Raw genomic sequence first — 23,256 nt, forward strand, 5'->3', positions numbered from 1 at the left:
CTTAGAAGCAGGCACACGTTATACGGAATTTGGAATATGTTAACATAAAACAACTTCTCTTATAGGTGATGGATAATGAATGATTCGTATGTTGACAAAGTTCTTATTGTCGAAGGAAAATCGGATAAAAATAAAGTAAAGAGTATCGTAAAGGAACCAGTTGAAATCATTTGTACAAATGGAACCATCAGTATCACAAAATTGGATGAATTGATTGAATTTCTTGAAGACAAGGATGTCTATATCCTGGTGGATGCCGACGAAGCCGGCGAGAAATTGCGCAAACAATTTAAACGGGAATTTCCTCAGGCGGAACATTTATATATTGATCGGATGTATCGTGAAGTAGCCACCGCGCCAGTACATCACCTAGCGACTGTACTGTTAGGGGCGAATATTGACGTTCATACCGAGTATTTAGAAATGAGCTAATTGAAAATGAATGAATGGAATAGAAGTGATTTAACTGCCTTCCTCGAATCGGAGGCAACCGGGTTGGTATATTTTTATACCCCTTTATGCGGAACCTGCCAGCTTGCATCAAAAATGCTGCTAGTAATTGAAGAATTAGTTGAAATTAAAAGTGGAAAAATGAACTTAAATTTTTATCCAGATTTGGCTTTGGACTTCGCGGTTGAAAGTGTGCCTTGTTTGCTTATCGTGCAAAATGGGGTGGTGAGAGAAACGCTTTATGCGTTCCACTCTGTGCCGTATTTGTTAGATAAAATTAAAGAGTATATAAGCTAAAAAACAGATGCTGGTTGAGGCATCTGTTTTTTTGAGTCACGGGTGATAGTGGGCGTTCCTGGTTAAAAAAAGTCGTGCCTGTTATTCTGAGAGGTTCAGAGTGCCGGTGCCAGAGAAAAAATAGAGCCGCCGGTCACTGTGAAAGGATCAGAGTGCCCGTACCAGAGAAAAAACAGAGCCGCCGGTCACTGTGAGAGGTTCAGAGTGCCCGTGCCAGAGAAAAAATAGAGCCGCCGGTCACTGTGAAAGGATCAGAGTGCCCGTGCCAGAGAAAAAATAGAGCCGCCGGTCACTGTGAGGGGTTCAGAGTGCCCGTGACCGTAGAAAAGCAGAGCCACCGGTCACTGTGAGAGGTTCAGAGTGCCCGTGACAATGAAAAAGCAAAGCCAACGGTTACCGTAAAAGTTCAGAGTAGATGTATCATTTTAAATCGAGAAAACTATATTCTTTCTTTCCAACAACATAATAGTTTCGCTTTAAAACCCTCCGAATAGTTTTCATTGAATCCACCCCACACCACTCCTGTACAACATTAGTAGTAATTTTCTTATCTGGAAATAGCAGCTTAATTTCCTCCACGCTTCGCAAAATCGCAGAGTCAAGCCCTTCCTCGTATCCACAATCATTACAAACCAGTTTACCGTTAGATAAGGACACATTGAAATTATCAAAGTATGAACGTTTTTCGACATATTTCTCAGGAAATCCCTGCAATAACTGTCGAGCAATAATAAAAGGATTACAGCTCTTTCTGAAAGAATAGTATAGGAAATAGCATTGGACCGGAGTGGTGAAAATGATAGAGGCCTTCAATAAGTTTCTGGAAAAAGTAAGCCAACAAGAGCATATCCTTCCATTGATTGAAGATGCAGATATACGGGTAAACCTTGTATCAAGCCAACAATCCATCCAGTTAGTAATAAAAAAAGGAGTCATTTTTACCCTGCAAAATGAACCCGCAAAATATGAAATAAGCGGCGATTTACATGCCATGACACAACTACTCGAGGGTAAGCAAAGATTACGAACCCTCCAACTAACCATAACAACTCCATTAAGAATCACATTATTGCTTGAATCCCTATTTTACCTTACGAAGGCGCAGGAAGATTTTGCAAAAATAATTTAATCATACGTATTGACTCGGAATTAACGATCAGGTAATATGTAAATAGAATATTCTACCAATTAAAAAATCAATCTTATCAAGAGTGGCGGAGGGACTGGCCCAATGATGCCCGGCAACCGGTTTGACAACAACACGGTGCTAAATCCAGCAGAGCGGACCAAGCTCTGGAAGATAAGAAGAGAGACCCCCTCTTCTTACTGAAGCGGGGGTTATTTATTTTAAAAGGGAGTGGGACTAATGGCTGAAAATCAAAAAAAATATCGGTTTGAAACATTAAGTGTTCATGGCGGTTTAGCTCCAGATCCAGTGACAGGTGCACGTGCAGTTCCGATTTATCAAAACAATGCCTATCAATTTAAAAGCACAGAACATGCAGCCAACTTGTTTAGCTTAGCAGAACCGGGATACATATATACACGTATTCACAATCCGACAACCACGGTTTTTGAAGAAAGAGTAGCTTTATTAGAAGGCGGTGTTGGCGCCCTAGCAGTCGCAAGCGGGATGGCTGCCATTACACTCGCCATTTTGAATATTGCTGAAGCAGGCGATGAAATTGTCGCAGCATCTAATCTCTATGGCGGAACCTATAATTTATTTGCCGTTACTCTCCCTAAATACGGAATTAAAGTGAAATTTGTGGATACCGATAATCCAGAAAACCTCCGCACGGCTATTTCTGAAAAAACAAAAGCCGTCTTCGCTGAAACGATTGGTAATCCAAGCTTGCGCGTACTTGATATTGAAAAAGTAGCGGAAATTGCACATGAAGCCGGAGTCCCGTTAATTATTGATAATACTTTTGCTACACCTTACCTGTGCCGACCGATAGAGCATGGGGCAGATATTGTTGTCCATTCTGCAACTAAATGGCTCTTAGGCAATGGTACAACCACAGGGGGAATCATTGTGGATGGCGGTAAGTTTGACTGGAATTCGCCAAAGTTTCCTGGCTTCATTACTCCAGATGCAAGCTATCATGACCTTGTTTATGCCGAGGCATTAGGTGCCATTGCTTATATCATTAAAGCCCGTGTGCAATTATTACGTGATCTTGGTCCAGCTTTAAGTCCGCAAAATGCCTTCTTGTTTACGCTTGGTCTTGAGACTCTCCATGTTCGCATGAAAGAGCATGTGGCCAATACTAATCAAGTAGTGGAATATTTGTTAAATCACCCCGCTGTTGAGTGGGTCTCTTATCCAGGGCATGCTTCACACCCTGATTATGATTTAGCTAAAAAGTACTTGCCAAAAGGTGCGGGATCTATGGTTATTTTCGGTATTAAGGGTGGAAAAGAAGCAGGGGCGAAACTGATTGATGCTCTTTCATTATGGGCGCATGTTGCTAATGTTGGGGATGCAAAGAGTTTAATCATTCATCCGGCTAGTACCACACATCAGCAGCTGGATGCGGAAGGACTCAAAGCAGCTGGTGTATCAGAGGACTTAATCCGTTTATCGATTGGAATTGAAAATGTTCAGGATCTAATTGAGGATTTAGAATCAGCGATTGAGGCGTCAACTGGGTTAACGTCGATAAAGGCCAATGTATAAAATTTCCTAAATTATTTTTTCAGAAATTTCATTGACACTCCTTTTTATCCGTGTTACGATAGCTTTTGTGAAATAATTACTTAATCGATTTAAAGTGTTAATTGAATATAGGATGCTTGATGCTCTTATCAAGAGAGGTGGAGGGATGTGCCCGATGAAGCCCGGCAACCGTCAATTTATTGAAATGGTGCCAATTCACACAAAGCGATTGCTTTGGGAGATGGGAGAAAGGATTATATTAATGATGCCTTTCTGCCTGCGCAGGAAGGCTTTTTATTTTCCTGAAATAGGAATCATTCCAATGGAACAATCAAACCCTATATTCAAGTAGTAGGTTGCAATTTCAGAATTTTAAGTAAACAGGATAAAAAGTAGGTGAAACCATTCAATGATTTCGATAAAAAATGTCCGAAAAATCTTTCCTTCGAAACAGGGGCAGCTAAAAGCAGTTGATGATGTCAACCTAGAAATTAAAGAGGGAGAAATTTTCGGAGTGATTGGATATAGCGGCGCAGGGAAAAGTACCTTAATCCGGATGCTCAATGGACTTGAACTTCCAACGGATGGTACGGTTACGGTGGCAGGTCGCGAAATTTCAAAAATCAAGGGAAGCGAGTTAAGGAAGGCGCGCCAGGAAATCAGCATGATTTTCCAGCATTTCAATCTCCTATGGTCAAGAACCGTTAGCGATAATATTGCCTTTCCATTAGAAATCGCCGGAGTCCCAGCCTCTCAAAGGCAAAAAAGAGTTAACGAGCTAATTAAGTTGGTTGGTCTTGAAGGCAGAGAAAATGCTTATCCTTCTCAACTTAGCGGTGGGCAAAAACAAAGGGTCGGTATTGCCAGAGCACTTGCCAATAACCCTAAGGTATTACTTTGTGATGAGGCTACCTCAGCGCTCGATCCTCAAACAACGGATTCAATCCTAGACTTATTAGTCGATATCAATAAACGGCTTGGATTAACAATCGTTCTAATCACGCATGAAATGCATGTCATCCGAAAGATCTGCCACCGGGTAGCTGTCATGGAAAGCGGGAAAGTCGTGGAGATTGGACCAGTATTGGATGTATTTAAAAATCCAGAACAGGCCATTACCAAACGCTTTGTACAACAGGTAACAGAACCGGAGGAAACAAAGGAAACTGTTGATCATTTGCTTGAACGATACCATACCGGACAAATCGTCCAGTTAACTTTTGTTGGCGAATCAGCAGAGCAGCCAGTGATTACAAATTTAATTCGTCATAACAACGTGACGGTTAATATTTTGCAGGGGAAAATTTCGCAAACGCAAAGCGGTTCATATGGAACCCTCTTTATTCATCTTGATGGGGATGACCATGAAGTCGACAAAGCCGTAGACTTTATCCGGTCGCAGCAGGTTGGAGTGGAGGTGGTTGTAAATGATTAAAGAATATTTTCCAAATGTTGATTGGCTAATTTTGTGGCAGGAAACAAAAAATACCCTTTATATGTCGGGGATTTCAGTCCTAGCAACCTTTATTTTAGGGACCCTGCTCGGATTAATATTATTTCTTACTTCAAAGGGAAACCTATGGGAAAATAAACCGATTAACGTGGTATTCAGTGCGATCGTTAATATTTTCCGCTCCATACCGTTTATCATCTTAATCGTGTTATTAATTCCGTTAACAACGATATTGGTTGGATCGATGATTGGCGTTAATGCCGCCTTGCCTTCACTAATTATTGGGGCTGCCCCGTTTTATGCGCGGATGGTGGAAATTGGCCTTAGAGAGATTGATAAAGGGGTTATTGAAGCAGCCCGTTCAATGGGAGCAACAACTGGCACCATCATTTGGAAGGTACTACTTCCAGAATCAATGCCGGCACTCATTTCAGGGATTACGGTTACAGCGATTGCCCTTGTCAGTTACACGGCGATGGCGGGTGCGATTGGGGCAGGCGGCTTGGGAAGTCTCGCTTACAACTATGGGTACCAGCGAAACCAAAATGATGTCACCTTTATGGCTACAGTCGTCATTCTACTTATTGTGTTTGTGATTCAATTTATTGGTGATTTCATCACTTCAAAATTAGATAAAAGATAAAAAGGAGAGGTTAAAATGAAGAAATGGTTAACAGTACTTTTAGCATTAACACTTGCACTTGCTTTAGCGGCTTGCGGTAAATCTGAAGAGAAGTCCGAAAGCACAACTGAAAAGGGCAGCAAAACAACAACATTAGTTGTCGGGGCATCAACTGTTCCACACGCAGAAATTCTTGAAAAGGCAGCACCACTTTTAAAAGAAAAAGGTATTAATTTAAAAGTAACCACATTCACAGACTATGTTTTACCAAACAAAGCTCTTGCTTCAAAAGAACTTGATGCTAACTACTTCCAGCACATCCCTTACTTAGAGTCTCAAAATAAAGAGTTTGGATATGGTTTTGTCAATGCTGGCGGTATCCATATTGAGCCAATTGGTATTTATTCTAAGAAATACAAAAAACTAAGCGATCTTCCTGAAGGTGCACACCTAATTATGAGCAACTCTGTCGCTGACCATGGCCGTCTTCTTTCATTACTTGAAAAAGAAGGACTAATCAAGCTAAAAGACGGAATTGATAAAACAAAAGCTGAATTAAAAGATGTTGTTGAAAATCCTAAGAAATTAAAGTTTGATGCTAACTATGAAGCGAAATTATTACCACAAATCTATAACAATGGCGAAGGCGATGCTGTTCTAATCAACTCCAACTATGCGATTGATGCTGGTCTAAACCCAGTTAAAGATTCCATCGCAATCGAAGATAAAGAATCACCATACGTAAACGTAATCGCGGTTCGTAAGGGCGATGAAAACAAACCTGCAATCAAGGCTCTAGTTGAGGTACTTCATTCAAAAGAAATCCAAGACTTCATTCTTGAAAAATACAAAGGTGCCGTTGTACCGGTTTCTGAATAATAAAAGATGAGAAAGCAGGCGTCCAGCCTGCTTTTTCATATAAATAGGAAGAAAGTAAGAATACATGAATCAACCTAAATGGGTAAAAATACAAGAGACTTTAAACTTGAATCCCCTTGGCAAATGGTAAAAAAATAAGGTATTATTTTAACCGAGTGTGTTTTACATAATAGGTTATTTGTCAGAATTATCGTAAAATTCCTTTTTGTATTCTCATTTAGGACTTGCTTAATGAAAATAGCTGCTTGGTTTTTACTGTTTTAGAGTTGCTAATACATTTCATTTGTTATAAGATTGGAATGAGAATAAAATGAGAATTGAGTTACAGATCACACGTGATCTACATTGATACAAATTAATCTTTTCGGAGGTATAAATATGGCTGGATCAACGTTAACTATCAAGGATTTACACGTAGAAATTGATGGGAAAGAAATCTTAAAAGGTGTAAACCTTGAAATAAAGGGTGGAGAAATTCACGCAATCATGGGTCCTAACGGAACTGGTAAATCGACTTTATCTTCTGCTATCATGGGTCACCCAAAATATGAAGTGACTAGCGGTAGTATCACATTAGACGGACAAAACGTTCTTGAAATGGAAGTAGATGAGCGTGCCCGCGCAGGACTTTTCCTTGCAATGCAATATCCAAGCGAAATAAACGGAGTAACAAATGCCGATTTTTTACGTTCAGCCCTAAACAGCCGTCTTGGTGAAGGCAATGAGATTTCTCTTATGAAATTTATCCGGAAAATGGATAAGCAAATGGAATTCCTAGAAATGGATTTAGATATGGCACAGCGCTATTTAAATGAAGGCTTCTCCGGCGGTGAGAAAAAGCGTAACGAAATTCTGCAATTGATGATGCTTGAACCAAAAATAGCGATTCTTGATGAAATCGACTCAGGTCTTGATATTGACGCTCTAAAGGTTGTTTCAAAGGGTGTTAATGACATGCGCGGCGAAGACTTCGGCTGCTTAATTATTACTCACTATCAACGTCTTTTAAACTATATCACTCCTGACCATGTGCATATTATGATGCAAGGCCGTATTGTGAAATCAGGCGGAGCAGAGCTGGCACAACGCTTAGAAGCAGAAGGATATGACTGGATCAAGAAAGAGCTTGGCATTGAAGATGAAACAGTTGGGCAAGAAGCGTAAGCAGTTAGGAGGATTACTATGACAACCGAAACAACATTACCATTTGATAAAGGGTTTGTTGGCTCTTTTTCAAAAGAAATGAACGAACCTGCCTGGTTTGCGGAGCTACGTCTAAAGGCATTAGACCATTTCGAAGAATTGCCAATGCCGCGCCCAGACAAAACGAAAATTGATAAATGGAACTTTACTCAATTTAAACAGCATACCGTAAAAAGTGCTGCCTACACTTCACTTAATGAATTGCCAGAAGAAGTAAAAGCATTGGTTGCTGAAAATAAGAACGTATACATCCAACGTAACCAAACTCCAGCCTTTTTATCTATATCAGAAGATCTAAAAGCTAAGGGTGTTATTTTTACAGACATTTTCACTGCTGCAAGAGATCACGGAGATTTATTGAAAAAGTATTATATGACACAAGCAATCAATGCTGATGAACATCGTCTTACTGCCCTTCACGCAGCACTTGTAAATGGTGGAGCTTTCTTATACGTTCCTAAAAATGTTGAAATCTCTGAACCAATTCAAGCTGTTTATGTACATGATGATGCAGAAGCGAATCTGTTCAATCATGTGATTGTCGTGGCAGATGACAACAGCTCTGTAACGTATGTTGAAAACTATATATCAACAATGGAAGAATCGAATACAGTAGCCAATATCCTTACCGAAGTCATTGCCAATGGTAATGCCAAGGTTCAATATGGTGCGGTCGATACCCTGGCAAAAGGAATCACTACCTACGTGAACCGCCGCGGTGTTGCCGGTAGAGATGCACGGATTGAATGGGCGCTTGGATTGATGAATGAAGGCAATACCATTTCAGAAAACACCACTAACCTACTTGGCGACGGCGCTTACGGTGATACAAAGACCGTAGTTGTCGGCCGCGGAGAGCAAACACAAAACTTTACTACTAAAGTTGTTCACTTTGGTAAACATACAGAAGGCTACATCTTAAAGCACGGCGTTATGAAAGATAGTGCTTCTTCCATTTTTAATGGAATCGGCAAAATCGAACATGGTGCATCTAAATCCAATGCAGAACAGGAATCTCGTGTATTAATGCTTAGCGAAAAAGCACGCGGCGATGCTAACCCAATTCTGTTAATTGATGAAGATGATGTAACAGCAGGCCACGCAGCTTCTGTTGGTCGTGTCGATCCTGTTCAACTGTATTATTTAATGAGCCGTGGAATTCCGAAAAAAGAAGCAGAACGCTTAGTTATTCATGGCTTCCTTGCTCCAGTTGTAAACCAGCTTCCGATTGAAGGAGTAAAGAAACAGTTAACTGAAGTGATTGAAAGGAAAGTACGCTAATGAATATCGGGGATATTCGCAAACAGTTTCCAATCTTAGATCAAGAGGTTAACGGCAAACCTTTAGTATATCTAGATAGTTCGGCAACTTCGCAAAAGCCGCTAAAGGTTATTGAAACGATTGAAAAATATTATCGTGAAATCAATTCCAATGTCCACCGTGGTGTGCATACACTAGGAACAAGAGCAACTGATGCTTACGAAGGAGCTCGAGAAAAGGTTCGTAAGTTTATCAATGCCAAGTCAATTCAAGAGGTTATTTTTACAAGAGGAACAACGACTTCCATTAACACGGTTGCTGCAAGCTACGCGGCAGCGAACCTGAAGGAAGAAGATGAAATCGTTATTACTTATATGGAGCATCACAGCAATATTATTCCGTGGCAGCAAGTAGCGAGACGGACTGGTGCCCGGTTGAAGTACATCCCGCTTCAGGAGGATGGAACGATTTCGCTCGAAGATGTACGAGCAACAGTGACACCGAATACAAAAATTGTTTCGGTTATGCAGGTATCCAACGTGCTTGGCGTCATTAATCCAGTAAAAGAAATTGCCCAAATTGCCCATGATAATGGCGCGATTATGGTAGTGGATGGAGCGCAAAGTGCCCCGCATATGAAAATAGATGTTCAAGACTTAGACTGTGATTTCCTTGCTTTTTCAGGACACAAAATGTGCGGACCTACCGGCATTGGTGTTCTTTATGGGAAGAAACACTTGCTTGAAAAAATGGAGCCAATCGAGTTTGGCGGTGAAATGATTGATTTCGTCCAGTTGCAGGAATCAACATGGAAAGAGCTGCCGTGGAAATTCGAAGGCGGAACACCAATTATTGCAGGCGCCGTTGGTCTTGGAGCAGCCATCGACTTTTTAAATGAAGTGGGCTTAGACAATATTGCCGAGCATGAACACAAGCTGGCTGCATATGCTTTAGAGAAAATGTCTACTGTGGAAGGCATGACCATTTATGGTCCGCTTGATCCGGCAAAGCGTGCAGGACTAATTACATTTAACTTAGCGGATGTCCACCCACATGATGTCGCCACTGTTTTAGATGCGGAAGGAATTGCTGTTCGCGCCGGACATCATTGTGCTCAGCCGTTGATGAGATGGCTTAAAGCATCGGCTACCGCTCGTGCAAGCTTCTATTTGTATAATACCGAAGAAGATATTGATAAACTTGTTGAAGGACTTGTTAAAACAAAGGAGTATTTCAGCGATGTCTTCTAATAATTTAGATACACTGTACCGTCAAGTTATTATGGATCATTATAAAAATCCTCGTAATCGTGGGGTTTTGGAAGATGGCAGCCATACGATTGACATGAATAACCCGACCTGTGGTGACCGCATTCGTTTAACATTAAAAGTAGAAAACGGAATCGTGGTTGATGCCAAGCAGGAAGGGGAAGGCTGCTCGATTTCGATGTCATCTGCTTCGATGATGACGCAAGCGATTAAAGGTAAAAAAATCGAAGAAGCTTTAAAACTAGCGCAGATTTTTTCCGATATGATGCAAGGAAAAGATGTTGAAGATGACGACGATATTGATTTAGGTGATATCGAAGCACTTCAAGGTGTGTGTAAATTTCCTGCAAGAATCAAGTGTGCGACACTTGCTTGGAAGGCAATGGAAAAGAGTTTGAAAGAAGAGGAACAACAATAGAACGGAAGGGGTTTTGAAAGCCCCTCTCGTTTATGAATGGGAGGAACACGACGATGGCGAAAAAAATGCCTGAAATCGGTGATTATAAATATGGTTTTGCCGATAAAGACGTCTCCATATTCCGATCAAAACGTGGTTTAACAAAGGAAATTGTTGAAGAGATTTCTAAGCTAAAAAATGAGCCTCAGTGGATGCTTGATTTCCGCTTGAAATCACTTGAGCATTTTTACAATATGCCAATGCCACAATGGGGCGGAGATTTGGCTTCTTTAAACTTCGATGAAATTACGTATTACGTAAAGCCGTCTGAGAAGTCTGAGAAGTCATGGGACGAAGTACCGGAAGAAATTAAAGCAACATTTGATAAGTTAGGGATTCCTGAAGCAGAGCAAAAGTATCTTGCTGGGGTATCTGCACAATATGAATCAGAGGTTGTATACCATAACATGAAGGAAGACCTTGAAGCACTAGGAATCGTCTTTAAAGATACGGATTCCGCGCTTAAAGAAAATGAAGATATTTTCCGCGAGCACTGGGCAAAAGTTATTCCTCCAACAGATAACAAATTTGCGGCTTTGAACTCTGCTGTTTGGTCCGGCGGCTCGTTCATTTATGTACCGCCTGGCATTAAAGTGGATACACCTTTACAAGCGTACTTCCGCATTAACTCTGAAAACATGGGTCAATTCGAGCGCACATTAATCATCGTTGATGAAGGCGCACACGTACACTATGTAGAGGGGTGTACGGCTCCTGTTTATACAACAAACTCGCTTCACAGTGCGGTTGTTGAAATCATCATCAAAAAAGATGCTTACTGCCGTTATACAACTATTCAAAACTGGGCAAACAACGTGTTTAACCTAGTTACGAAGCGTGCAGTATGTGAAGCTAATGCGACAATGGAATGGATCGACGGTAATATCGGTTCTAAGTTAACAATGAAGTATCCTGCGGTTATCTTAAAAGGCGAAGGCGCACGCGGTATGACGTTATCGATTGCGATTGCCGGTAAAGGCCAGCACCAGGATGCAGGAGCGAAAATGATTCACTTAGCTCCAAATACATCTTCAACGATAGTATCGAAGTCCATTTCAAAGCATGGTGGAAAAGTAACCTACCGTGGTCAGGTTCACTTTGGTCGTAAAGCCGACGGTGCCCGTGCGAATATTGAGTGCGATACGTTAATTATGGATAATTTATCAACATCAGATACCATTCCTTACAATGAAATCTTAAATGACAACATTTCACTTGAGCACGAAGCCAAGGTTTCCAAGGTTTCTGAAGAGCAGCTTTTCTACTTGATGAGCCGTGGTATTTCTCAGCAAGAAGCAACTGAAATGATCGTTATGGGCTTCATCGAGCCATTTACAAAAGAATTACCAATGGAATATGCCGTAGAGATGAATCGCTTGATTAAGTTCGAGATGGAAGGCTCCATCGGTTAATATTATTCAAAAAATTTCCCCGCTTGCCTTGTTGGCAGGCGGGTTTTTGTGTGTTGATGGTGACTTGGTATTAGATATTTGTCGGATAAGGTTATGTAACTGTCAGATAGCCTCTGTTTACTGTCGGAAACCGCAACTTTACTGTCGGAAGAAACTATTACTGTTGGATAAGGTTAATTTACTGTCGGTTACCTTCCGCTTACTGTCGGTAACGGCCACTTAACTGTCGAAATAAGCTATTATAAATCTACACGGCCCTTTTATTTGTAAAAATTATGCTATTATAAGTTTACGGAGGTGATCGAATTGATCTATATTGGTGTAACCGGCTGGGGCGACCATGACAGCTTATACCCTGGTCAAATTGCCTCAAGAGATAAATTGAAGGAATATGCAAGCCATTTTCCCATTGTTGAAGTAGATACCGCCTTTTATGCCATCCAGCCACAGCGGAATGCACAAAAATGGGTCCACGATACCCCGGAGAGCTTCCAGTTTATTGTTAAGGCCTATCAAGGAATGACCGGCCATTTACGTGGAGAAATCCCTTTTGATACGAAGCAGGCGATGTTTAAAGCTTTTATAGAATCATTAGAACCATACATAGACAACAAAAAACTTGCAATGGTGCTATTTCAATTTCCCCCTTGGTTTGATTGCAAGCGGGAAAATGTCGACTATTTAAGATGGTGCAAGCATGCAATGGGGGACATACCCTGTGCCCTGGAATTCCGGCACCAATCTTGGTTCAAACCAGATTTTCGTGAAAAAACACTAGATTTTATGAGAGAAGAGAACTGGATTCACAGCATTTGTGATGAACCACAGTCCGGAGAAGGCTCCATACCAACCATTCTACAGTCTACCGATCCTAACAAAGTCCTCGTCCGCTTTCATGGCCGAAACGTTCACGGCTGGCAAAAAAGAAAAGGGGAAGACTGGCGCGAGGTACGTTACCTGTATCGGTATAATCAACAAGAACTCGAAGAATGGGCAGAGTCCATTAAGAACTTAATGAAGGAATGCTCTCAAATCTATCTCCTTTTTAACAATAACTCTGGCGGTGATGCGGCAGACAATGCCAAACAATTGATGGAGATATTACAAATTGATTATGAGGGGCTTGGTCCAAGGCAGCTAGATTTATTTTAAAATTAGAAGGTGTAAAAAATGGAATGGATTCTTTTGGTTATTATCGGACTGGCAGCGAGTTCACTGGGCTCGCTAATCGGTTTAGGGGGAGGAATAATTGTTGTTCCGGCATTGCTTTATTTAGGCTCATTTTCAGCATTTGGCCATGTTACCCCGCAGATTGCGGTAGGAACGTCCTTATTTACCATGATTTTTACAGGGTTATCATCCACACTCGCTTACATGAAACATAAGACAGTTGATTATAGGAGCGGATTAATCTTCCTTATAGGAAGCGGACCGGGTAGTATTCTCGGAGCCTGGGTAACTGAAAAATTACCGATGCATTCTTTTAATATTTTTTTCGGGTTGTTTATCATTTTAGTTTCAATAATCTTACTGCTAAAAGATAAACTTAAGCCGCTTCCCTTTCAAAAGGAAAAAGGAATCGTTCGAACCTTTACAGACAATTCTGGGAAAACTTTTGAATATGGCTATAATCCAATTATTGGCGTTCTCGTAGCATTTATTGTTGGTTTTGTGTCAGGAATATTCGGAGTTGGCGGAGGCTCCTTAATGGTGCCGACGATGATATTAGTATTCTTCTTCCCGCCCCACGTAGCTACAGCTACCTCCATGTTTATGATATTACCAACATCGATTCTTAGCTCTATTACGCATATCTCGTTAGGGAATGTTAACTGGCTATACGCGTTGGCGTTAGTCCCAGGAGCGTGGATTGGAGCGAGGGTGGGCGTATATTTAAATACTAAGCTTAAGAGTAAAACAATCGTATTAATATTGCGGACGATATTAGTTATTGTTGGAGTACGATTAATCTATGAAGGAATTGTAGGATAGTGACACGAATGGAAACGATACATATTTATCATACGAATGATGTTCATAGCCACTTAGAAAATTGGCCCCGTATTGGGCAGTTCCTGAAACAAAGGAAGACACTGCATCTAAACAATAGTGAAGAAGTATTTCTCTTTGATATCGGTGATTTTATTGATCGCTGGCATCCCTATACGGAGGCAACAAAAGGAACTGGAAACATAGATTTATTAAATGAGTGCCAATATAACGCTATCACGATTGGAAATAACGAGGGGATCAATCTTCCATATAAAGAGCTGAATCATTTATACGATGACGCTCAGTTCGATGTTCTTGCAGCGAACCTTTACAAAAAAAATGAAGTATATCCAAGTTGGAATAAACCATATGAGATTTATCAGACGAATAAGGGAACAAAGATAGGCGTAATCGGTTTAACGGCAAACTTTGCCCATCTTTATGAATTACTTGGCTGGAGGTTAACAGAACCCATAGAAGAGCTAAAAAAGTGGCTCCCAATATTAAAGGAAAAATCCGATATCGTTATCTTACTTTCACATCTTGGCATCCATGATGATGAAAAGATTGCTAGTGAATTCCCAGAGATTGATGTCATTCTAGGGGCTCATACGCATCATTTTTTTGAAAAAGGAAAGCTAGTCAGGGAAACACTGCTGGGCGCCGCTGGGAAGTATGGCTATTTCGTAGGGCATGTCACCCTAAAGCTGAATGAACAAAAAAGAATTAACAGTAAGGCAGCCACTCTTTATAAAGTGGAGGAATTACTTGAGGCACGAGATGAGCAAAAACAAATCCAGTCTTACCTAATACAAGGTAAGGAATTATTAGCACAAAAAATTGTCACTTTAAATGAACCACTGAAAGTTGACCCTTTTAAGGATACGTACTTTTCCAGAATCCTATGTTCGGCATTAAGAGAGTGGTGTAAAGTTGATGCTGCCATGATTAATGCTGGGCTCCTTTTAGGCCCTTTATCAGGTGAGGTAACAGAATATGACCTACTAACCATTTGTCCTCATCCGATTAATCCTTGTATTGTGGAACTGACAGGAAGAGAATTAACAGAAATTCTAGTCGAAACCCGGGATGAAAATTTGCCGCATAAACAAATAATGGGTCTAGGTTTCAGAGGAAAAGCTCTTGGGATATTCGTGTATGAAGGTATACGCTTTCATAAAGAAATGATTTTTATTAATGAAAAGCCATTAGTGCTAGAAGATAGCTACTCATTGGCTTTGCCAGATATGTTTACTTTCGGTCATTTTTTCAAAGGAGTCCTTCCACATAAGCAAAAAACTTACTTCCTGCCGGAATTTTTGCGGGATTTGTTAAAATGGAAATTACAGCAGATGTCCTAGATGAATACACTCTTTTCCGATTCTTGTCATAATGTGATAATGAAGAAAGGAGTGTAGAAATTGATCGAGCTTTCACCAATCGAAATAGACGGCCATACCTTTTTGGCTGTCACTGTTTTACTTCCAAAAACAACCTTGCTTGCAGTGTCAAGCGATAAAGGATATATTATGTGCGGTGCTTTGGATGTGGGGTTACTAAATGAAAAATTAAAAGACCGCAAAATTATTGCTGCGAGAGCAGTTGGGGTAAGAACCATTGATCAACTTCTAAATGCACCAATGGAATCGGTGACACTTGAAGCGGAGGAACTGGGAATTCACCAAGGAATGATCGGCAGAAACGCCTTGTTAAAAATGATTTAAAGCTTGCTAAAAAAGGCAAGCTTTTTTTAATGGGCTAGTTCCATACATAAAAGCATACATATAGCTTGAAGGGGTGATTTTTTTGGCAAAGATTCGCAGAAGACGTTTGAAGCGAGGACCGCTGCCTTTCCGTTATGTTATGCTGCTCTCCTTTGTTTTTTTTCTTTTTTCGACGGCCATGGGATTATGGATTATTAATAAAGGTATTGAACCGGCATTAATCAGTTATGCTGAATCCCAATCAAAAAAAATAGCCTCACTGGTTATCAATAAAGCTATTAATAAAAAAACAGTAGATGTTGGCGACGTAATAGCATTAGAACCAGGCAGTGATGGGGCACCCCCCAGTGCTACATTAAAAACAGAGGTTGTTAATCAAAAGTTATCTGAAATCACTAATCAGATTCAAAAGAATCTGAATGCTGCGGAAAAGGGAGACCTGTCCTCCTTACAACAATTAACTGACGTAGAAATTGATGTGAAAAACACCAATACAAATGGAATCGTATGGAACGTTCCGCTTGGGAGAGCAACCAATTTAGCATTGTTCGGTAACCTTGGACCGAAGATTCCAGTGCGATTTCAAGCGATTGGCGATGTCCGTCCAGACGTAAAAATCACACCAAAACCGTTGGGAATCAATAATACATGGATTGATGTTGCTATTCATTTAGAAGTGTCCGTTCAAATCATTACCCCATTTGAGACGAAAATCACCAAACTTATTCAGAAAATCCCTGTTGGCGGAAGACTGATTCAGGGTGATGTTCCACAATTCTATAATAATGGCAGTAATGCGCTTCCCTCCATCGAATTGCCGAAACAAGAAGAGAAGAAAAAAACAAGTTCTTCAAACTAAGAAGGACTATCCGCCGGGGATGGTCCTTTATTTTTTTCGCAAATTCATTCTTTCAATCCGTTTCCATTTCGCTAAATGCGGGTAGGGGTCAAACGACCACTCTGTTATTCCATTGTCTTTATACATTCCATAATGCAAGTGTGGAGGAAATTTGCCTGAAGTGCCTGGCGGGCCATATCCCGTATTTCCAACACTGCCAATAACCATTCCAGGCTCCACTATCGACCCAACCTTTAAATTTCCGGAAAAGCCGCTAAGATGTGCAAAGTAATGATAAGTATTATTGATATCACGGATGCCAATTCTCCAGCCTCCGAACTTGTTCCAGCCCTTCATTTCTATTATGCCATAGGATGTAGCTCGAACAGGCACTCCATGACCGGCAAAGATATCCGTTCCTTCATGGATTCTTCGGCCGCCCCAGCCGCGGGCATCGCCCCAAGTACTGCGGTAACTGTGATTGGAGCGAATCGGTACAGGGAAAACCTGTGTATCTAAATTCAGCCTTCCAAAATGGCGATACAATTTTGCTTTTCCCTCGATAATTCCTACTGTTTTATCCCGATGATAATAATTCCATAATCCAATTTTTATATTGTCATGGTCGACACCATAGGAAAGTAGATAATTAGCAAAAGAATATAATACGTCCTCGTCACTTTTAATGCTGGCTTTACCATCCCCATTCCCATCGACGCCCATTCCATTAAAAAACTGGATGATAGCGGGGTCCTTTGTAGTAGGGTTCGGATTTGTCAGGCCAACCCATTCCTCAGGACGAAAATATATGGCAATCGTGCCATTTGGTTTAGGTAAATCACGACGAGCCAAACGGACACTTCTCTCATATTGATCAATGGCGGCAAGATAGTACCAAGGTATATTTGTAACAGTTTCCACTTTTCTGTAAAGCTTCATTCTTTCCTGATAGGGATCAGGTTCCTTAGCTTGAGCATCCCTGACAGCAAATGTAGTGGTAAAGAATAAGAGGAAAGTTCCAATTATCAGAACAGCCCGCACAGGAATCCTCCTTCCGATTAATGTACAAGATTAGTTTATGTCTTCTAAACAATTTCATTATGGTTAATAATTGGTAAGAAGAATTGATTGCTTGTCGTCAGGCAGGCAGTATGATAAAGTGACATCAGAAGAACTCATTTTCCATACATAAGTGGAATGCAAGGGGTGTAGAAATGAGCAAGAAAGAAGAAATATTACGTAAACCGGATTGGTTAAAAATAAAGCTAAACACGAATGATTCTTATACGGGCTTGAAAAAAATGATGCGGGAAAAAAATCTCCATACTGTTTGTGAAGAAGCCCGCTGTCCAAATATTCACGAATGCTGGGCCGAAAGACGTACGGCAACATTTATGATATTAGGGGATACGTGTACCCGTGCCTGCCGTTTTTGTGCCGTAAAAACTGGCCTCCCAACAGAACTGGATTTGCAGGAACCAGAAAGAGTGGCCGACTCCGTTCAGCTTATGAACTTAAAGCATGTTGTTGTCACAGCGGTAGCACGCGATGATTTAAAGGACGGCGGTGCTGCTGTTTTTGCTGAAACCGTACGTGCCATCCGCCGTAAAAATCCATTTACCAGCATTGAAGTTTTACCCTCAGATATGGGCGGTAAAGAAGAAAATTTACAAATGTTAATGGATGCTAAACCCGACATACTAAACCACAATATTGAGACTGTTCGACGTTTGACTCCAAGAGTGAGAGCACGTGCCAAATACGATCGTTCCCTTGAATTCTTACGCCGGGCTAAAGAAATGCAGCCGACCATTCCAACTAAATCTAGCTTAATGATTGGTATTGGTGAAACAAAGGAAGAAATTCTTGAAGTAATGGACGACTTAAGAGCTAACCATGTGGATATTATGACCATCGGACAATATTTACAACCAACAAAAAGTCATCTTAAAGTTGAAAAATATTATAGCCCTGAAGAATTTAAAGAACTGCAGCAAATTGCCATCAGTAAGGGATTCAGTCACTGTGAAGCAGGTCCGCTCGTTCGTTCCTCCTACCATGCAGATGAGCAAGTGAATTCGGCTGCAAAGCATAAGCAACTACTTGGTGAAAAGGAAACAAAACAAGCTTAAAATTAGGAAGAGTTCAGTCTAGGATGACTGAACTCTTTTTACGGTTTAGCTACCGATTTTGATTATAATTTTGGTCGTCGGGAGTAAGGCCATTTTCGTCCTCATGAGCGCTCATTCTCGAACCCTGAGGAGATTTTTTCATTTGCTTAATTAATCCATTGACCAAGTTCCGGGAATTACGACTTGTAGAATCCAGATTTGCCAGATTTTCAACGTCCCGTATTAAAACTTTATTGTCCGAAACGTAAACGTGGTAGTATCTTGGCACAACAGACATAGCGGTTCTTTTCACCTGATCAGCCGTTAGACTTCGGTTCTTTGAATCGGTCGAATAGGCGATTAAAACTTCCTGATCTGTTACAAGTGATGCGACATCGTTTACATTAGGAATATTTGTACTATACTTACTGATGATGTTAGCTAGCTGCTCTCGGTCAAGCGCTGTATAATGATCATTAGCTGTGTTATCATTCATCAGCGGACTTTTTTGATGTCGGACATACCCATAATTGTTGCTGACGTCTCGAATCCCGCGGCTTGCTCCTTCGTTGTAAAGTTCGTGTCGCTTATTATTGACATTGATGGTATTACCGCTTTCCTCATAAACATCATTTTTGGTCATGTCCTTGGAACATCCTGTAAGCGCTGTGATCGTACATAATCCGATGACGATGATCAATTTTTTCAAGCTTAACACCTCCTTTTATTAGAATAGCCAAAGGGAGGATTTTTTTTCTTAGTAATTGATGGTGAATCGGTTATAATGGGAATTAAGAGTTTCTGGCAAATAGAGGTGAAATAGGATGATTAATATTAACAACACCATGTATGAAGTGGTGCAGGAACATCGGAACGGATTTAATGAGGAAGCCTTAAAAGCGAGATATAGCGATATTTTATCACGATATGATTTCATAGTCGGCGATTGGGGTTACGGACAACTCCGATTAAAAGGGTTTTTTGATGATCAAAATCAAAAAGCAACCTTTGATACAAAAATTAGCACTCTAAGCGAATATCTGTATGAATACTGCAATTTCGGCTGTGCATATTTTGTATTGAAAAAAGTTAAAAAATAAACGAAGGGCTCCCTAAAACCCTTCGTTTTTTTTGTATATAATTTTAGAATTGTCCAGCTCCAGCGCCCAGCGACTAGTGTACTTCGCTCACCTCCTTGCGATAAGTCAACATCGAATCGCTTACGCTCTTCGTGTTTCCTTTATCTCATACGGTGCGCTCCAGTCCATACGTCGCTTAACGGGCGCTTACGCTTTTCTTATTGTTCATCAGTTTCTGAATCATCATGCGTGGGATGCGCTCCTTCCATCTGTCGAGGCAAGTCTTGATGAAAGGATTTGAATTCATAATTAAAAGCACTATAAGTTCTCTGTCCTTCTTCCCAAGGAGTGCTTTTATTTTGAACAGGCTTGTCTTTCCTAAATGAAGAACCATACGGACCCTCTGGAAATTCCTGAGCCGTTAGATAATTATGCTGTTTTTCAACATTGGATAATTCCGTATACTTTTCTGCATCTTTATCCGCCATTTATTTCACTCCTTTACATATAGTATTTCATTTGGAGTGAATTTCATGAGATAAAATTTAAACTAATTCCAGTAAAAAGGACCTTAATTCCTCTGCATCTTCTTCATTTAATTGAAACGCAAATTCTAAATAGCCTTCCTCCTGCAAGTCATCATGGCCTATAATGGCAAACCGGTTTCCCTGCATATCAAGGACAAGAGGTTTTCCATAGTGACGGTCGGTTTGAACAATCGCTAAATCATAGCGCTGGTTTTCCCCAACAAAACTAACAAATCTTGTTCTAGTATTTTCTGTATCATCGTATAAGAAAAAACGTTCCTTCATTAAAAAATCTCCTTTATCAAAAATACTTAATAAGCACCTTCTCTATAGTAACAAATTTATGCAATTGATGGGAGTAGAGAATTTTCTGCAAAATTTGTAAAATTTCGTGCCTGGAAAAATACGAAATCTGTCAAAATATGCTACAATATACTTAAATTCTCAAATGTTGGAAGAGGGATGAATTTAATGGTCCGTCGTTACATAGAAAAAGCAAGAAATGTAATGCAATGGGGAAAGAATTTGTTGCCTCTTTCGTCAATTCGCTTTTATCCGCCTCCCTTTATGTTGCGGAATCCAGTGGTAGAGAATGTAACAGAAGCCTTACAAGCCGGCCATGAGGTGGCTGTAATCGTGTTTAATTTAAAAAATTCTGCTGAATTGGCTGGGCTACTCGGGCAAACACAACATTCCCAACTTATTAAACAAATAAAAAAATATTTCCGTATTTCTGTTGAAAAAGAAATTGCCAAACAAGATGTAATTTCCCTTCATGATTTTTATGGAGACGGTTTTACATTATTTATAAAAGTTAATTTTGATCGAGATTGTTTATCGGAAATAGATTTGATGATGAAAAACATTACTTATCATATGGACAAGAAATTACAAACCCTTCACCCCGCAATTGAGCTTATTTTTCAACCGGGTTATATGTTTATAGATAAAAAACATTATTCGATTCATGATTCAGTAATTAAAGCCCACAGTCAAGCGGTTCATATGGCAGAAAAAAAAGCGAAAACCGGCTTTAATGATATGGTGCTTACCATGAGGAAAATTATTTCGAAAAAGGAAATTAAACTTTTGGCACAACCAATTATCGATGTTGCTACGAAAGAAATTAGGGCGTGGGAAATGCTTTCCCGAGGTCCTAAAGGAACTGGATTAGAAAATCCTATGCCTCTCTTTTCTGTCGCCAGGCAAACAGGGATGCTTTACGAGCTGGAAATGATTATAATAGAAAAGGTATTGGAGCAAATAAAGGTAACGAGATGCCGTCAAGACATTTTTGTTAATTGTACACCACTTACCCTTGGCAATTTAAGATTTACCCGGGATTTAAAAAGTCTTATGCTAAAATATACTAGTATTTCCCCTAAGCAGATCACCATCGAAGTGACCGAAAGCGATTCAATCGAGGGCTTAAAGAATTTTAATTATAATATTAAAATGCTACGATTAATGGGGTTTAAAATTGCAGTCGATGACACAGGGGCTGGATATTCGAGTTTGAGTACCATTAGTGAAATCATGCCTGATATCATCAAAATTGACCGTTCTCTGATTCAAAATATCCATCAAAATTCATTAAAGGAATCGATGCTAAAAGGTTTACTACTTGTAGCGAGAGAGGCAGGGTCATTAGTCGTAGCGGAAGGAATCGAAAATGCTGAGGAAGCATCGGTTCTAACACGCAATAAGGTGGACCTGGCTCAAGGGAATTTTTATTCACCGCCAACTGCATTAGTTAACGGATTTGCAACATAGTCAGACATGATAAAAGGAAGTGGAGCAAATGTATTTTGTTGACCGGGATAAAATTGAAACCACTTTGGTCTATTTAGAAAAGCAAATAGGTCTATTTATTAGCCAGAAGGAATGGAATGAACCATTAGAAAAAGCTGCCATGGAACGAATCACACAAATGATGCTTGAATCTGTATTTGATGTTGGAAATGCGATGATAGACGGGTTTATCATGCGCGATCCTGGGAGCTATGAGGATATCATTGATATTTTAATGGATGAAAGGGTTATTTCGAGTGAAACAGGTAACGCTTTAAAAACGCTTATCCCTTTTCGAAAAATACTCGTCCAAGATTATACGGAAATCGACCATCATCAATTATACGCGCAGTTTACAAAGTATCATCCTGCTTTTTCTAAATTTGTTCAAAATGCCCGAGAGTATCTCATAAATGAATTAGGACCAGTTACCGCATTTAAAAGTCAGAGGTGAGTATCTTTGAAAAAGTATAAAGGCTATTTGATTGATTTGGACGGGACGATGTATAGAGGGGCAGAACAGATTGAGGCCGCCTCTGATTTTGTCAAAGAATTGCGGGATAATGGAATCCCATATTTATTTGTAACCAATAATTCCTCAAGGACACCCGCACAGGTTGCCGAAAAACTACGTGGCTTCGATATTCCGGCAGAAGAAGAGCTTGTATTCACGACCAGCCAGGCAACTGCCAACTATATTTACGATCTAAACAAGGATGCTTCCGTTTATGTCATTGGAGAGGAAGGAATTCGCTCAGCTATTGAAGAAAAGGGATTCCAATTTGCTGGTGAGAATGCTGATTATGTCGTAGTTGGAATTGATCGTTCTATCAATTATGAAAAATTGGCTGTCGCTTGTTTAGCAGTTCGCAATGGTGCGACCTTCATTTCTACAAATGGTGATATTGCGATTCCTACTGAAAGAGGACTGATGCCGGGGAATGGTTCACTGACATCTGTCATTTCGGTTTCTACCCAAACAAAACCAATCTTTATTGGTAAGCCAGAATCGATTATTATGGAACAGGCTTTAAAGGTGTTAGGAACGGCAAAAGAAGAAACCATTATGGTTGGGGATTATTATGACACAGATATTTTAGCAGGTATGAATGCAGGAATGGACACATTATTGGTTCATACAGGTGTAACGACGAAGGAATTGCTAAAAGCCTATGATCGTAAACCAACCTATTCGATCGATTCGTTAAATCAATGGGAGTTTTAAAAGGAT

26 protein-coding genes and 2 riboswitches are annotated in these 23,256 nt (G+C 40.2%); of the genes, 22 read left to right on the forward strand and 4 right to left on the reverse strand.

From position 1 onward, the window contains the following. The first annotated feature begins 75 nt into the window (after positions 1 to 75). From ABES02_RS11365 to yunB, 17 genes are all read left to right on the forward strand, one after another. Positions 76 to 432: a toprim domain-containing protein gene (locus tag ABES02_RS11365; protein ID WP_430134376.1), complete on the forward strand. Its 357-nt coding sequence runs from the start codon at positions 76 to 78 to the stop codon at positions 430 to 432. Between the two features lie 6 nt (positions 433 to 438). Continuing rightward, positions 439 to 747, forward strand: coding sequence for a thioredoxin family protein (locus ABES02_RS11370; protein ID WP_430134380.1), 309 nt, complete (start codon positions 439 to 441; stop codon positions 745 to 747). A 796-nt stretch (positions 748 to 1,543) separates the two neighbouring features. Beyond that, a complete protein-coding gene (locus tag ABES02_RS11375) occupies positions 1,544 to 1,876 on the forward strand; it encodes a hypothetical protein (RefSeq protein WP_430134382.1) in 333 nt (110 codons plus the stop codon). A gap of 70 nt (positions 1,877 to 1,946) precedes the next feature. Continuing rightward, positions 1,947 to 2,054, forward strand: a riboswitch (SAM riboswitch). Positions 2,055 to 2,113: 59 nt separating this feature from the next. Further along, the gene (locus ABES02_RS11380) at positions 2,114 to 3,430 is read left to right on the forward strand and encodes an O-acetylhomoserine aminocarboxypropyltransferase/cysteine synthase family protein (protein ID WP_430134385.1); all 1,317 of its coding nucleotides are present in this window, start codon (positions 2,114 to 2,116) and stop codon (positions 3,428 to 3,430) included. A gap of 122 nt (positions 3,431 to 3,552) precedes the next feature. Then, a riboswitch (SAM riboswitch) is annotated at positions 3,553 to 3,657 on the forward strand. Between the two features lie 161 nt (positions 3,658 to 3,818). Beyond that, positions 3,819 to 4,844, forward strand: a complete 1,026-nt coding sequence (locus tag ABES02_RS11385; protein ID WP_430134387.1) for a methionine ABC transporter ATP-binding protein — start codon at positions 3,819 to 3,821, stop codon at positions 4,842 to 4,844. Continuing rightward, positions 4,837 to 5,505, forward strand: a complete 669-nt coding sequence (locus ABES02_RS11390) for a methionine ABC transporter permease (protein ID WP_430134389.1) — start codon at positions 4,837 to 4,839, stop codon at positions 5,503 to 5,505. The genes ABES02_RS11385 and ABES02_RS11390 overlap by 8 nt, the downstream gene beginning before the upstream one ends. A gap of 15 nt (positions 5,506 to 5,520) precedes the next feature. Then, complete coding sequence (locus ABES02_RS11395; protein ID WP_430134392.1) at positions 5,521 to 6,363, forward strand: MetQ/NlpA family ABC transporter substrate-binding protein; 843 nt, start codon at positions 5,521 to 5,523, stop codon at positions 6,361 to 6,363. A 378-nt stretch (positions 6,364 to 6,741) separates the two neighbouring features. After that, positions 6,742 to 7,527, forward strand: a complete 786-nt coding sequence (gene sufC / locus ABES02_RS11400; RefSeq protein WP_430134395.1) for a Fe-S cluster assembly ATPase SufC — start codon at positions 6,742 to 6,744, stop codon at positions 7,525 to 7,527. A gap of 18 nt (positions 7,528 to 7,545) precedes the next feature. Further along, a complete protein-coding gene (gene sufD / locus ABES02_RS11405; protein ID WP_430134398.1) occupies positions 7,546 to 8,847 on the forward strand; it encodes a Fe-S cluster assembly protein SufD in 1,302 nt (433 codons plus the stop codon). Further along, positions 8,847 to 10,076 (forward strand): cysteine desulfurase, encoded by a 1,230-nt coding sequence (locus ABES02_RS11410; RefSeq protein WP_430134401.1) that lies wholly within the window; start codon positions 8,847 to 8,849, stop codon positions 10,074 to 10,076. Before sufD ends, ABES02_RS11410 begins: the two co-directional genes overlap by 1 nt. Continuing rightward, entirely contained in the window at positions 10,066 to 10,512 is a 447-nt protein-coding gene (gene sufU, locus ABES02_RS11415; RefSeq protein ID WP_430134404.1) for a Fe-S cluster assembly sulfur transfer protein SufU, read from the forward strand. Before ABES02_RS11410 ends, sufU begins: the two co-directional genes overlap by 11 nt. A 53-nt stretch (positions 10,513 to 10,565) precedes the next feature. Then, positions 10,566 to 11,963 carry a Fe-S cluster assembly protein SufB gene (sufB, locus tag ABES02_RS11420; RefSeq protein ID WP_430134407.1) on the forward strand — a complete coding sequence of 466 codons (1,398 nt, stop codon included), beginning with the start codon at positions 10,566 to 10,568 and terminating at the stop codon, positions 11,961 to 11,963. 306 nt (positions 11,964 to 12,269) lie between these two features. Then, positions 12,270 to 13,115: a DUF72 domain-containing protein gene (locus ABES02_RS11425; protein ID WP_430134410.1), complete on the forward strand. Its 846-nt coding sequence runs from the start codon at positions 12,270 to 12,272 to the stop codon at positions 13,113 to 13,115. 18 nt (positions 13,116 to 13,133) lie between these two features. Next, positions 13,134 to 13,955, forward strand: coding sequence for a sulfite exporter TauE/SafE family protein (locus ABES02_RS11430; RefSeq protein WP_430134413.1), 822 nt, complete (start codon positions 13,134 to 13,136; stop codon positions 13,953 to 13,955). Between the two features lie 8 nt (positions 13,956 to 13,963). Then, positions 13,964 to 15,316: a bifunctional metallophosphatase/5'-nucleotidase gene (locus tag ABES02_RS11435; protein WP_430134416.1), complete on the forward strand. Its 1,353-nt coding sequence runs from the start codon at positions 13,964 to 13,966 to the stop codon at positions 15,314 to 15,316. A gap of 60 nt (positions 15,317 to 15,376) precedes the next feature. Further along, positions 15,377 to 15,679 carry a YunC family protein gene (locus ABES02_RS11440; protein ID WP_430134418.1) on the forward strand — a complete coding sequence of 101 codons (303 nt, stop codon included), beginning with the start codon at positions 15,377 to 15,379 and terminating at the stop codon, positions 15,677 to 15,679. A 73-nt stretch (positions 15,680 to 15,752) separates the two neighbouring features. Beyond that, complete coding sequence (gene yunB, locus ABES02_RS11445; RefSeq protein ID WP_430134421.1) at positions 15,753 to 16,538, forward strand: sporulation protein YunB; 786 nt, start codon at positions 15,753 to 15,755, stop codon at positions 16,536 to 16,538. A 27-nt stretch (positions 16,539 to 16,565) separates the two neighbouring features. Here the strand turns inward: yunB and ABES02_RS11450 are convergent, their stop codons facing one another. Next, a complete protein-coding gene (locus tag ABES02_RS11450; RefSeq protein ID WP_430134424.1) occupies positions 16,566 to 17,558 on the reverse strand; it encodes a peptidoglycan DD-metalloendopeptidase family protein in 993 nt (330 codons plus the stop codon). Positions 17,559 to 17,731: 173 nt separating this feature from the next. On the opposite strand from ABES02_RS11450, the gene lipA reads away from it, so the two are divergent. Continuing rightward, positions 17,732 to 18,649, forward strand: a complete 918-nt coding sequence (lipA, locus tag ABES02_RS11455) for a lipoyl synthase (protein ID WP_430134425.1) — start codon at positions 17,732 to 17,734, stop codon at positions 18,647 to 18,649. Between the two features lie 49 nt (positions 18,650 to 18,698). On the opposite strand, the gene ABES02_RS11460 is transcribed toward lipA, so the two are convergent. Then, the gene (locus ABES02_RS11460) at positions 18,699 to 19,346 is read right to left on the reverse strand and encodes a YhcN/YlaJ family sporulation lipoprotein (RefSeq protein WP_430134428.1); all 648 of its coding nucleotides are present in this window, start codon (positions 19,344 to 19,346) and stop codon (positions 18,699 to 18,701) included. A gap of 106 nt (positions 19,347 to 19,452) precedes the next feature. On the opposite strand from ABES02_RS11460, the gene ABES02_RS11465 reads away from it, so the two are divergent. Next, the gene (locus tag ABES02_RS11465) at positions 19,453 to 19,728 is read left to right on the forward strand and encodes a YutD family protein (protein WP_430134431.1); all 276 of its coding nucleotides are present in this window, start codon (positions 19,453 to 19,455) and stop codon (positions 19,726 to 19,728) included. A gap of 197 nt (positions 19,729 to 19,925) precedes the next feature. On the opposite strand, the gene ABES02_RS11470 is transcribed toward ABES02_RS11465, so the two are convergent. Both ABES02_RS11470 and ABES02_RS11475 read right to left on the reverse strand, forming a co-directional pair. Then, positions 19,926 to 20,195: a cytosolic protein gene (locus ABES02_RS11470; RefSeq protein WP_430134433.1), complete on the reverse strand. Its 270-nt coding sequence runs from the start codon at positions 20,193 to 20,195 to the stop codon at positions 19,926 to 19,928. Between the two features lie 57 nt (positions 20,196 to 20,252). After that, positions 20,253 to 20,519, reverse strand: a complete 267-nt coding sequence (locus tag ABES02_RS11475; RefSeq protein ID WP_430134436.1) for a DUF3055 domain-containing protein — start codon at positions 20,517 to 20,519, stop codon at positions 20,253 to 20,255. A gap of 186 nt (positions 20,520 to 20,705) precedes the next feature. Between ABES02_RS11475 and ABES02_RS11480 the strand changes: the two genes are divergently transcribed. Genes ABES02_RS11480 through ABES02_RS11490 form a run of 3 tightly spaced genes read left to right on the forward strand, consistent with a single transcriptional unit; the run spans position 20,706 to position 23,250 of the window. After that, positions 20,706 to 22,007 (forward strand): EAL domain-containing protein, encoded by a 1,302-nt coding sequence (locus tag ABES02_RS11480; RefSeq protein WP_430134437.1) that lies wholly within the window; start codon positions 20,706 to 20,708, stop codon positions 22,005 to 22,007. Between the two features lie 28 nt (positions 22,008 to 22,035). Further along, complete coding sequence (locus ABES02_RS11485; RefSeq protein WP_430134439.1) at positions 22,036 to 22,479, forward strand: DUF86 domain-containing protein; 444 nt, start codon at positions 22,036 to 22,038, stop codon at positions 22,477 to 22,479. Positions 22,480 to 22,485: 6 nt separating this feature from the next. Next, complete coding sequence (locus tag ABES02_RS11490; protein ID WP_430134441.1) at positions 22,486 to 23,250, forward strand: TIGR01457 family HAD-type hydrolase; 765 nt, start codon at positions 22,486 to 22,488, stop codon at positions 23,248 to 23,250. The last annotated feature ends 6 nt before the right edge of the window (positions 23,251 to 23,256 follow it).

The organism is Neobacillus pocheonensis, assembly GCF_050477905.1.
Classification (GTDB): domain Bacteria; phylum Bacillota; class Bacilli; order Bacillales; family Cytobacillaceae; genus Neobacillus; species Neobacillus pocheonensis_A.